The sequence below is a fragment of the Proteus sp. fly-1067 genome (assembly GCF_040139345.1).
Lineage (GTDB): Bacteria > Pseudomonadota > Gammaproteobacteria > Enterobacterales > Enterobacteriaceae > Proteus > Proteus vulgaris_B.
Genome location: NZ_JBEEUL010000104.1, coordinates 1 through 699 on the forward strand (window position 1 = coordinate 1; position 699 = coordinate 699).

Genomic DNA, 699 nt, shown 5'->3' on the forward strand with positions numbered 1-699 from the left:
ATGACCGACTATTAAGTCTACGTTAGAATGGTTACCATTGTGATAAGATAAGTGTGTGAATGCATTTTCAAAACGCATTTACGGCCTGTGTATTGTTTGGACACCCCCTTATGTTGTAGGGTGTTTAGTGTACTGTTGTTACAAAAATCAGGAAGATACTTATTTTTAGATAGGATTGAAACAGAGGTATTTATCAATGAAACAGATTCCAATGACGGTATTTGGTGCAGATAAACTTAGAGAAGAGCTTGAGTATCTTAAATCTGTCCGCCGCCCGGAAATTATTGCATCGATTGCAGAAGCACGTGAACACGGTGACCTGAAAGAGAACGCAGAATATCACGCCGCTCGTGAACAACAGGGGTTCTGTGAAGGCCGAATTCAAGAAATTGAATCGAAACTTTCGCATGCTCAAGTGATTGATGTGACTAAAATGGCAAATAACGGTCGTGTCATTTTTGGTGCAACAGTCAGCGTTTTGAATGTCGATACCGATGAAGAATTGACTTATCGTATTGTTGGGGATGATGAAGCAGATATTAAGGTTAATCTGATTTCTGTTAACTCTCCGATTGCTCGTGGTTTGGTAGGTAAAGAAGTTGATGACGTTGTTGTTATCAAAACACCAGGCGGCGATGTAGAGTTCGAAATTCTTAAAGTTGAGTATATCTAATTCCTATTTCCCTGAATTGGTTATAT

At 39.2% G+C, this 699-nt stretch carries 1 protein-coding gene; it reads left to right on the forward strand.

Going from position 1 to position 699, the window contains the following annotated elements:
* Positions 1 to 196: 196 nt before the first annotated feature.
* Positions 197 to 673, forward strand: coding sequence for a transcription elongation factor GreA (gene greA / locus ABN217_RS19390; protein ID WP_070925581.1), 477 nt, complete (start codon positions 197 to 199; stop codon positions 671 to 673).
* Positions 674 to 699: the final 26 nt, after the last annotated feature.